9 protein-coding genes and 1 pseudogene are annotated in these 10481 nt (G+C 50.4%); 8 read left to right on the forward strand and 2 right to left on the reverse strand.

Annotation, left to right across the window (positions count from 1 at the left end; all coding sequences use genetic code 11):
- A partial coding sequence (locus ACRCZA_RS01520; RefSeq protein ID WP_438672724.1) for a hypothetical protein occupies window positions 1-226 on the forward strand: 226 nt, incomplete at its 5' end.
- On the opposite strand, the gene ACRCZA_RS01525 is transcribed toward ACRCZA_RS01520, so the two are convergent.
- Window positions 194-271: a DUF4113 domain-containing protein gene (locus ACRCZA_RS01525; RefSeq protein WP_438672730.1), complete on the reverse strand. Its 78-nt coding sequence runs from the start codon at window positions 269-271 to the stop codon at window positions 194-196. The genes ACRCZA_RS01520 and ACRCZA_RS01525 overlap by 33 nt on opposite strands.
- Window positions 272-313: 42 nt before the next feature.
- A pseudogene (locus tag ACRCZA_RS01530) lies at window positions 314-457 on the reverse strand (DNA polymerase V subunit UmuC); the annotation flags it as partial.
- Between the two features lie 180 nt (window positions 458-637).
- Between ACRCZA_RS01530 and ACRCZA_RS01535 the strand changes: the two are divergent.
- The 7 genes from ACRCZA_RS01535 to ACRCZA_RS01565 all read left to right on the forward strand — a co-directional run.
- On the forward strand, window positions 638-1225 hold the full coding sequence (locus tag ACRCZA_RS01535) for an anthranilate synthase component II (protein ID WP_438672731.1): 588 nt from the start codon (window positions 638-640) through the stop codon (window positions 1223-1225).
- Window positions 1226-1460: 235 nt separating this feature from the next.
- Window positions 1461-3986: a prolyl oligopeptidase family serine peptidase gene (locus ACRCZA_RS01540; RefSeq protein WP_438672725.1), complete on the forward strand. Its 2526-nt coding sequence runs from the start codon at window positions 1461-1463 to the stop codon at window positions 3984-3986.
- 184 nt (window positions 3987-4170) lie between these two features.
- Window positions 4171-5316, forward strand: a complete 1146-nt coding sequence (locus tag ACRCZA_RS01545; protein WP_438672726.1) for an HDOD domain-containing protein — start codon at window positions 4171-4173, stop codon at window positions 5314-5316.
- A 431-nt stretch (window positions 5317-5747) separates the two neighbouring features.
- Window positions 5748-6962 (forward strand): aspartate aminotransferase family protein, encoded by a 1215-nt coding sequence (locus ACRCZA_RS01550; protein ID WP_438672727.1) that lies wholly within the window; start codon window positions 5748-5750, stop codon window positions 6960-6962.
- 123 nt (window positions 6963-7085) lie between these two features.
- A complete protein-coding gene (gene astA, locus ACRCZA_RS01555; RefSeq protein ID WP_438672732.1) occupies window positions 7086-8105 on the forward strand; it encodes an arginine N-succinyltransferase in 1020 nt (339 codons plus the stop codon).
- Window positions 8106-8114: 9 nt separating this feature from the next.
- Window positions 8115-9578 (forward strand): succinylglutamate-semialdehyde dehydrogenase, encoded by a 1464-nt coding sequence (gene astD, locus ACRCZA_RS01560; protein WP_438672728.1) that lies wholly within the window; start codon window positions 8115-8117, stop codon window positions 9576-9578.
- 160 nt (window positions 9579-9738) lie between these two features.
- On the forward strand, window positions 9739-10481 hold a 743-nt coding region (locus tag ACRCZA_RS01565), incomplete at its 3' end, for a DUF1338 domain-containing protein (protein WP_438672729.1).

Genomic DNA, 10481 nt, shown 5'->3' on the forward strand with positions numbered 1-10481 from the left:
TTCTCTTGGATACATGGCGGGCTCTAAACCTAACACATTAAGGCACAACCAAAAAATCCGAGCATCAATGGAACAATTTTCTTGGTTTACCTTCAGCATGTACGCATTGAAATTATCAGTAACAACAAATACGTGGCAAGTGCCGCCAGTTGGTGGTGTATTGCGGTGTCAGCAGCTCGCGACGCATGACCCATTAATGCGTTATGCCTTGGGTGGCGACAAATAAGGCGTCACTGCCGTAGCGTTGATTAATACCATCGAGCGCCTGCATCAGCTCAGACTTAGCGGTAGGAGGGGTTGATAAATCTAACTGGCTATGGCGCACTTTGACTAACTCAATTAAACCTACGCCGATTTTGTAATGGCGCCCCCCTTGACGAAATAACCGTGGCACCACCGCGCTCATTGCTTGCGTCAGCTCAACCGTGCAGTGGGTCGGGCAAGGAAAGTGCACACGTCTTGATAACCCGGGAGCTTTTTGGTCGTATTCGGTGGTTTATACGCAGTCTAATACGTGAGAAAATAGCCCTTTAAGTACAGGCAGTTCCCGATCGTCGGCGCAGGGTATCAAAAAATGCGGGTATTAAGACAGATCGGCAGGAACAAAAGTCTTGCAAATGAAATGGATAAAACGCTTATGTTGCTGATGATCGATAATTACGATTCGTTTACCTTTAATCTAGTGCAGTATTTTCAGCAGCTAGGTCAGGAGATTGTAATTAAGCGTAATGACGACATTAGTCTAGAGGAAATTGCCAGCTTAGCGCCGAGTCATTTAGTGATTTCGCCCGGGCCGTGTTCTCCTAATGAGGCGGGGATTTCCCTTGCGGCGATTGCGCGTTTTGCGGGTCATATTCCTATTTTGGGTGTGTGTTTAGGTCATCAAGCCATTGCTCAAGTCTTTGGCGCTAATGTGATTAGAGCAAAGCGGGTGATGCACGGTAAAGTTAGCCACATTAACCATAGTGGCGAACGTTTATTCAGTGGATTAGCTCACCCCTTAACCGTCACCCGTTATCATTCCTTATTAGTGGATGCCGTGCCTGAAGGCTTTGTACTGGATGCATGGTTTGATGATCCTGTGCATGGGCGCGAGATCATGGCGATGAGCCAGCCTGAGTTAGCCCTGTATGGGGTGCAGTTCCATCCAGAATCCATTCTGACTGAGCAAGGTCATGAGCTGCTCGCTAATTTTTTAGCTCAGACCCCGCTTTCCCCCGCTTAGCTTCTTTAGGCTAAGTTTACCGCCCTTAAGTCTAATGTCTAAAGTCTAACGTCGAATATGCGCCTGTTTTCTGTTATGGGGGCGTCAATCTCTGTTACAAGATTTATCCTAATTTTACATAAAGTTGCGGTGTAAATGTGATATAACTGGCGCCAAATAATGTTCAAGGCTTAAGCCCATCGATCATCGTATCAGGGCAGTAAACCAAGACAATAACAATAAAAAGGAAGGACGAATGAAAGGCGCAATGCGAAATTGGGGTTTAAGTGGATTAGCTGTAGCGGTGCTGGCGGGATGCTCTGCATCACCGACGGGAATTGAGTTGCGAGACACGACACCTCCTTCGGTGCAAGTGCCCTTGGCGCAACCACCTCAAGTTTCACAGCCACTGACACTCAATCAAATTATGGCTAATCCCGATTGGATGGGGATTTTGGCTAAAGAGGCCTATTGGAGTGATGATAGTCAAAGCGTGTTGTTTGCCCGTCAAGCCAGTGCGGCTGCTTTACCGAGTTATTACCAGCAGGGGATTTACGCTAGCAGTGCGAGTGAGTTAGCCATTGATAAATTGCATGCTGCGGATCAGCAATATGGGGTGCTTGATCCTTCCAAGTCTAAAAAAGCGTATCTCTATCAAGGCAATATTTTTGTTAAACAGTTAACGACAGGCAAGATCACCCAGTTAACGCGCCAGCGCGGTGCCATTGATGGCGTGCGGTTTTTAAATAATGGCGACATTGCCTATTGGCAGGGTGACAGTGTCTTTAAAATTCATCTCAATACCGGTCTTGTTGAGCAGCTTGCCGAAATTAAAATGGCCAAAGCCCCGGAGACGTTGCAAGAACCCAGCAGTTATTTAGCAAAACAGCAGCATAGGCTCATCCAATATGTGGCGCTGCAGCAACAGCATGCGCAAGCCAAGCAGCAGTTTAACGATGAGCTGCAAAAGCATGATCCGACGCTTGCGCCGCTGACCTGGTATTTAGGTGACAATGAAGTCGTGTCTGAATTGAGTTTATCTCCCGATGGCCGCTATATTTTATTGGCACTCACCGATAAAAATTATCGCCCCAGCGCCCCGCACGACATTATGCCCAATTATCTTGGGGCTCAAGGTTATATTGATCCCGTCCCCGTACGCACTCGGGTAGCCGAAGATACGCCTCCTGGCCAGCGTTTGTTGGTGCTTGATCTTCAAGAGCATAAACAAACGGCGATCACGATTGAGGGACTCACAGGCTTTGATGAGGATGTCTTAGCGAAGGTCAAAGCTGAAAATGCGGCCGCCAAGGGCGAGGCATATGCGTTGGCGAATGCCAAGGGCGCGGATGCCCAGAGCGCGGGCGGTGACAATGGCAAGACGCCACGTAAGATCCAACTCATGCAAGACTGGGGCTGGAGCCAAAGTGCAATTCAGTGGCATGACGCGGACAATAAAGTCGCGGTGATGGTAGAAGCGACTGATAATAAAGATCGCTGGATTGCGACCGTGGATCTCACCAAGGGCAAGCTGGTGACGGAACACCGGCTGCATGACGAAGCGTGGGTTAATTACGAAAATAATCAATTTGGTTGGCTGCCAGGAACGGATACGCTCTATTATCTGTCTGAAGAATCAGGCTATTCCCATCTCTATCTTAAAGCCGCAGGCGAGGCGCCGCGCGCATTGACTCAGGGCAAGTTTGTGGTGAGCGATATTAGTTTATCACCCGATGCCAAATACATTTATTACAAAGCCAACCAGCGCCACCCTGGGATTTATAATGTCCACCGCGTGGAGCTTGCTACCGCTAAAAATGAGCAGTTAACCCAGTGGGATGGTAATCTCGATTACCAGTTAAGTCCCGACGGAACTAAGTTGCTGCTTAATGCGTCGCGGCGCACTGAGCCTAATGAGCTTTATGTGCAGCATATTGGTGGGCAATTAACCCAGCTAACGTCCTACACCAGCGATGCCTTTAAGCAATATCCTTGGCAGGCGCCAGAGGTGGTGGCCGTGCCTTCGAGCCATGGCGCAGGGCAGGTGTACGCGCGGGTATATTTGCCTCAAGGCTATGACCCTTCTCGTGCTGAAAAATACCCAGCGGTGATTTTTAATCACGGCGCGGGTTATCTGCAAAATGCCGACTATGGATTTAGCGGTTATTTCCGAGAGTTTATGTTCCACAATCTGTTGAGTCAGCAAGGGTATGTGGTGCTGGACATGGATTATCGCGGCTCTAAGGGATATGGCCGTGATTGGCGCACCGCCATTTACCGTAAGATGGGGCATCCTGAAGTCGAGGATTTAAAGGACGGCGTGACGTGGATGGCGAACAACGCCCATGTGGATATCCAGCGAGTAGGTACCTATGGCGGCTCCTACGGTGGCTTTTTAACCTTTATGGCATTGTTCACTGAGCCTGAGTTATTCCAAGCGGGGGCGGCGCTGCGCCCGGTGACGGATTGGGCCCATTACAATGCGCCCTATACCTCGAATATCTTAAATACCCCCGATGTCGACCCTATCGCCTATGAGCGTAGCTCACCGATAGAACATGCCCAAGGCCTGACTAAACCGTTATTGATCATGAGCGGCGTACTCGATGACAACGTGTTTTTCCAAGACAGTGTGCGCTTAGTACAACGCTTAATTGAGCTTGAAAAGCCGATGTTCGAAACGGCGATTTACCCCGTCGAACCCCATGGTTTCCGCCAGCCTTCTAGTTGGCTGGACGAATATCGCCGGATTTATAAGCTCTTTGAGCAAGAGTTGAAATAATCTCGTTTGTAAGAGGCCTTGTTATAAGGCCTTTTTTTTTTGGCGACTGGCGCCGTGTGCATGCGGGCTTGACGCCATGACGCAAGGAGGCGGGGTTGCGAAGATGCCTTGTATATGCTGGAATCATCAGGAATTTAACGATGTTAGTTAGCCTCTTCAACGGACTAATAAGGAATGGCAAGCAGTGGCTATATCCGTAGCGGGCGGCCTAAGGCCTGGCAAGGTGATCGAGATTGAGCACCGGCTGTATCAGCAGTTGATCCTCGGTGCGCCAAAGGTGGCTGCGACGTTGTGGGAGGGGCTTGATACCGAGCTTGAGTCCTATGCCCATAAGCTTGAGGTGGAGCGCCAGGCTATTCTATTGCGCCTTGAAAAACAGCTTCAAGCCAGGCAAGTTTTTGAAGCGGTCTCGGCTCAATTAATTGAGACAGTCAACAATGCTATTGAGCATCATTTGGCTTCGCCTCGCCTAGTGCTGGCAAACACTCCCATCGATGAAACGCAGCTCATCCTGCTAGAGTTACTCCTTGCAAAACAGCTGGATGCCAAGCGGATCCGGCCGTTAATTGAACATTTAAGCTGGCTGGGGCGAGATTTAACCAATATGGTTAACAGCCCGCTGTTTCGGGCGCGGCCAGTGCAAAGTTCCGAGGTGCGCGTCACCGATATCAAATTAGTGATGAATTATATCGGCATTGAAAATCTGCGCACGATTATCCCCTATCTGTGTTTGCGCAATTGGTTGCCCAGTGACAATCCTAAGTTGTTGTGGACCACCCGTAAAATCTGGCGTTACAGCATCGTCAGCGGTATTGCTGCCAATGCCCTTGCCCAGCTAAATGCCGCAGATTCGGCGTTGGTCTACAGTGGCGCGTTATTCAATCAGTTAGGCATGTCTGTGGTGCTGAGTTTGAGTGCGCGCCTATTTGATAACACTTGGGGCACTTGGCTGCGCGAGGCGAGCAGCAGTCGCGATAAAGAGGTATTCGATGCGGTGAGCGCAACGGAATTTCCGGCGAGCGCGGTATTTGAGCAAGTCCTTAACCATGGTTTAAAGTTTAATTGGCAATTATTAGCGCAACTTAAGTTTGAGCATCATCCGTTAACTCGGTTATTAAAGGAGTTGGATCACAGCTTAACCTATCGGCAATTGTCCCAGGAAGCGGCTTTGGTCGCGAGGGCGAGTTGTTATGCTAAAGTATTGTTATTAGAAGAAATGCGCCAAATAGAGCCTCAAGAAAAACGTATCATGTTTGATTATTACGAGCTAACGGGGCAGGAGCTTTTGCAGCTTAAGGCGCAAAATTATCGTAAGTTGACGCTGCTATGAGTGGCCTCACGTGCTTGGGCGCCGCTCCTTAGGGTTAAGGCCATCACTCGACAATCCCCCCGCGGTTAGTGAAGTGGCTATTAGGCATTCTCTTGGCTGCTTGACTCGGCATATCTTAATAGGCTTAGGCTGTCCTGTTGTTGATATTCAATCAATAGTCCGCAAAAATCGGAGTAAATAACTTTTTTTCTGACTAATTATGCTGCAGCCCCTCATATTAAGCGCTTGTATAGTTCTTTAACGGCAATCTTTATGCAGTTTGCAGCAATGCATCCGCTTTGATGTCTATGAAAAACTGGTATTTTGATCACATTTTCGCTAATAATGACTATTAATAGCAACAAGCATACCCGGTAGCACTAACTCCAAATAAAGATACCGTGGGACCTCGCGGCGTGGGCTGCCGCCACCTAAACATAAAGGATGCTGAAATGAGTGTTGAGATGAAATTAGATCGTGCGCAATTTGATGTCGTGATGGTGCCTAATTATGCGCCAGCTGCGGTGATCCCGGTTCGAGGAGAAGGGAGCCGCGTCTGGGATCAAGAAGGAAAAGAATATATCGATTTTGCCGGAGGCATTGCCGTTAATTGCCTTGGCCACTGCCACCCCGCTCTGGTTAACGCCTTAAAAACACAGGGCGAAAAACTCTGGCATCTGTCCAATGTGATGACCAATGAACCGGCACTGGCATTAGCCACCAAGTTAGTTAACAGCACCTTTGCTGAGAAAGTGTATTTTGCTAACTCGGGCGCTGAGGCGAACGAAGCGGCGCTAAAATTAGCCCGTCGTTACGCCTTAGAAAAGTACGGCGAGCAGAAAGATGAAATTATCGCTTTTGATAAGGCATTCCATGGCCGTACCTTCTTTACCGTGAGTGTGGGGGGCCAGCCTGCCTATTCTGATGGCTTTGGGCCTAAGCCTCAGGGCATTACCCATCTGCCTTACAACGATATTGCCGCGTTAACGGCGGCGGTGTCGGATAAAACCTGTGCCATTATGCTCGAGCCATTGCAGGGTGAGGGCGGCATTATTAGTGCAGATCCTGCCTTCCTTCACGCCGTGCGTGAGCTGGCCACGAAACATAATGCACTGGTGATTTTTGATGAAGTGCAAACAGGGGTGGGCCGTACCGGTCAACTTTATGCTTATATGGGCACCGACATCGTGCCGGATATTTTAACGACGGCTAAAGCGCTCGGTGGCGGTTTCCCAATTGCGGCGATGCTGACTACCACGGCAATTGCGGAGCACTTAAAGGTGGGGACTCACGGTTCAACCTACGGTGGCAATCCGTTAGCCTGCGCCATTGGCAATGCGGTTTTAGATGTCGTTAACACTCAAGAGGTTCTTGAGGGGGTAAAACATCGCGAGCAACTGTTGCGTGATGGCTTAAATCAAATTAATGATAAATATCATGTGTTTTCTGAAATCCGTGGTAAAGGCTTGCTGCTAGGTGCGGTGCTAAATGAGCAGTATCAAGGACGTTCACGGGACTTTTTGATGGCAAGTATTGCCGAAGGACTCATGAGCCTCATGGCCGGTGCCAATGTGGTGCGTTTTGCGCCCTCGTTGGTGATCCCCGAGGCTGATATCGCCGAAGGGCTCGCGCGTTTTGAGCGGGCTGTCGCAAGTATCGCCGCCTGATGACGAAAGGAGTGCTGAATTGATTCGCACTCCTTTTTTTGTCTGGGAATGCTTGCGGGTATGGGGCTTGCCATTGCGTTGGTAGGCGTGCTTGCCGCAGCAAGTCAACATGAGGAGCTAATGGTGTTAATCATACGTCCTATTCAAGCGGCTGATTTTGAAGCGCTTTATCAAATAGCCGAAGAGTCAGGCCACGGTTTTACCTCATTACCGGTCAATGCGGATTTACTGCGGCATAAAATTGCCCGCGCCGAAGCCTCGTTTGTCAAACACGTCGATACCCCATTTAATGAAGGTTATTTGATGGTGTTAGAGGATACCGCCAGCGGCCAAATCGCGGGCACCTGCGCTATCGAGGCCGCCGTTGGCATGGAGGATGCCTTTTATCACTATCGTTTAGGGACAGAGGTGTACCATTCTGCGCAAATTGCGGTGCGTAATGAGGTGGAGACCTTAACGCTCTGCCACGATTACACCGGCGCCGCCGAGCTGTGTACTTTGTTTTTACGGGAGCCTTATCGCAAGGGCAATAATGGCCGCATGCTCTCTCGCAGTCGGTTTTTGTTGTTAGCTCAACATTCACAGCGGTTTGGCGAAACGGTCATCGCTGAAATGCGCGGCGTGAGCGATGCGCAGGGGCATTCGCCATTTTACGGTTGGCTGCAACGGCACTTTTTAGGTATCGATTTTATCGAAGCCGATTACTTGTCGGGTTTAGGCAAAAAAGCGTTTATGGCCGAAATGATGCCCCGTAACCCTGTGTATGTGTGCCTGCTGCCAGAGGAGGCGCAAAAAGTCATCGGTGAAGTGCATACCAATACTCGCCCCGCCTTAAGTCTGTTGCAAGCTGAAGGCTTTCGATGTCGCGGTTATGTGGATATTTTTGACGGCGGCCCTACGGTGGAATGTCGTTTAACCGATATTCGCGCCGTGCGTGAAAGCCGTTTACTGACCGTAGACATTGGCGACATGGCCCCATCCGATAAGCAATTTATTATCTCTAATACCCAATTAGCGCATTACCGCGCGACGGCGGCATATTTAGCCGTGGATGAGCAATCTACCCATGTCACGCTAAGTCCCGCACTCGGGGCTGCATTAATGGTCGCCAAGGGCGATCACATCCGTATTTTGGCAATGTAGGAATAGCAAATGACACATTTCATTAAAGGCCAGTGGCATGCCGGTAAGGGTCATGATGTGGCCTCGAGTAACCCCGCCAATGGCGACATTATCTGGCGCGGCCAAACGGCGACCGCTGCACAAGTTAACGCGGCCGTCGATGCCGCCCGTGAGGCACAATTTGCTTGGTTTATGTTGGGGTTTGATGCGCGTTTAACGATGGTTGAAGCTTATCGTAGCCAACTCGAAGCCAATAAAGCCGAATTAGCCGAAACGATTGCGCAAGAAACCGGTAAACCCCAATGGGAAACCGCCACTGAAGTGGCGGCCATGATCGGTAAAATTGGCTTATCAGCCAGTGCTTACAATAAGCGCACCGGTACGCAAGCCAATGACACGCCGGCAGGGCGCGCTGTGCTGCGCCATAAACCCCACGGCGTGGTGGCCGTGTTTGGGCCGTATAACTTCCCAGGGCATTTGCCCAATGGCCATATCGTCCCGGCATTGCTGGCGGGCAATACTGTGGTGTTTAAGCCCTCTGAATTGACGCCCAAAGTGGCCGAATTGATGGTCTCACTCTGGGAAAAAGCCGGCCTGCCCGCCGGCGTACTTAACCTAGTCCAAGGTGAGGTCGAGACGGGTAAAGCGCTGGCGTCGCATCCACAACTGGATGGCCTGTTCTTTACGGGCAGTTCTCGCACGGGTCACTTATTGCATCAACAATATGCGGGACATCCGGGTAAGATCCTCGCCTTAGAAATGGGCGGGAATAACCCGCTGATTATCAAAGGCGTAGCCGACATTAAAGCCGCAGTGCACGAGATTTTGCAATCGGCTTATATTTCATCAGGCCAGCGTTGCACCTGCGCCCGTAGGCTCTATGTGGAGCAAGGCGAGCAGGGCGATGCCTTAGTGGCCAAGCTGGTTGATGCGGTTAAACAGATTAAAGTGGGCCCTTGGAATGCGCAGCCGCAACCGTTTATGGGCTCAATGATCTCCGAAGCGGCTGCAAAAGGTATGCTGGCCGCACAGGCGAACTTGCTGAGTTTAGGCGGGGTGCCTTTGGTTGAGCTTACGCATCTGCAAGCGGGAACAGGTTTAGTGTCGCCCGGACTGATTGATGTGACTGCGGTGAGCGAGTTGCCCGATGAGGAATACTTCGGACCACTGCTGCAACTGGTGCGCTACCGCGATTTTGACGAGGCGATAACGCTGGCGAACCAAACCCGTTATGGCCTATCGGCGGGGATTTTGGCTGATAGCCGTGAGGATTATGAGTATTTCTTCGCCCGTATTCGTGCCGGTATTGTGAACTGGAATAAGCAGATCACGGGCGCCTCGGGAGCTGCGCCTTTTGGTGGCGTAGGTGCCTCGGGTAACCATAGGGCGAGTGCGTTTTATGCCGCCGATTACTGTGCGTATCCCGTCGCCTCCGTTGAGGCCGATGCGGTGAGCTTGCCGGCAACCCTCAGTCCAGGATTGAGTTTATCGTGAGACAAGTGAGGAAGGATCGCGGTTCTTCCTTTTTTATAACAAGCCGTCACGCTACTGAAGCTGTAACTGAGTCGCCGGGCAGCGGGTGGCTAGGCGAGTGATATTGACTGTGAGCGGCAGAACAAGTGTCATCGCCGCACGTACCCTACAAGGAGTTTTTATGCATACTGATATCAACGCGTTGTTTGCCGCGCTGTGGCAAGACTATATTCAAATGACCCCGTCGGCAGCCAAGGTGCACCAGCTATTAGGCCATGGTAAGCCTATCATCAATGATCATATCGCTCTGCGTACTTTTAACATCGCTAAGGTGAATTTAGCGGTGCTGGCTGAGCATTTTACCTCCTTAGGTTATGTGGCCTGCGGTGACTACCGATTTGAGCAGAAAAAGCTGGTCGCTAAGCATTTTGAGCACCCAGACGCCACTCAACCTAAGGTGTTTATTTCAGAGTTATTGGTCGAAGAATTTAGCCCATCATTGCAACGCACCATCCAAGGCTTAATTGCCCAAGTGGATGAACAAGCGACAACAGCGGATAACTTTATTTATTCGGGCCGCCATTGGAGTATTGATTCACCAACCTATAAGGCACTCTTGGCAGAAAGCGAATACGCCGCATGGGTTGCCGCCTTGGGCTATCGCGCCAATCATTTCACGGTTTCTATTAATCACTTAGAAGGCTTTGACACCCTTGAGGCCGTCAATACCGCACTTAAGCAAGCGGGATTTGTGCTCAATAGCGCAGGCGGCGAAATTAAAGGCTCGCCCGAGGTGTTATTAGAGCAATCTTCCACGATGGCCGATACCATTGCCGTGGAATTTAGTGATGGCGTGTTGGAGATCCCCAGTTGTTTTTATGAGTTTGCCCTGCGTTATCCTAAGGCGAACGGTGAGCTGTACAC

This window comes from Shewanella sp. (assembly GCF_051658185.1).
GTDB lineage: Bacteria > Pseudomonadota > Gammaproteobacteria > Enterobacterales > Shewanellaceae > Shewanella.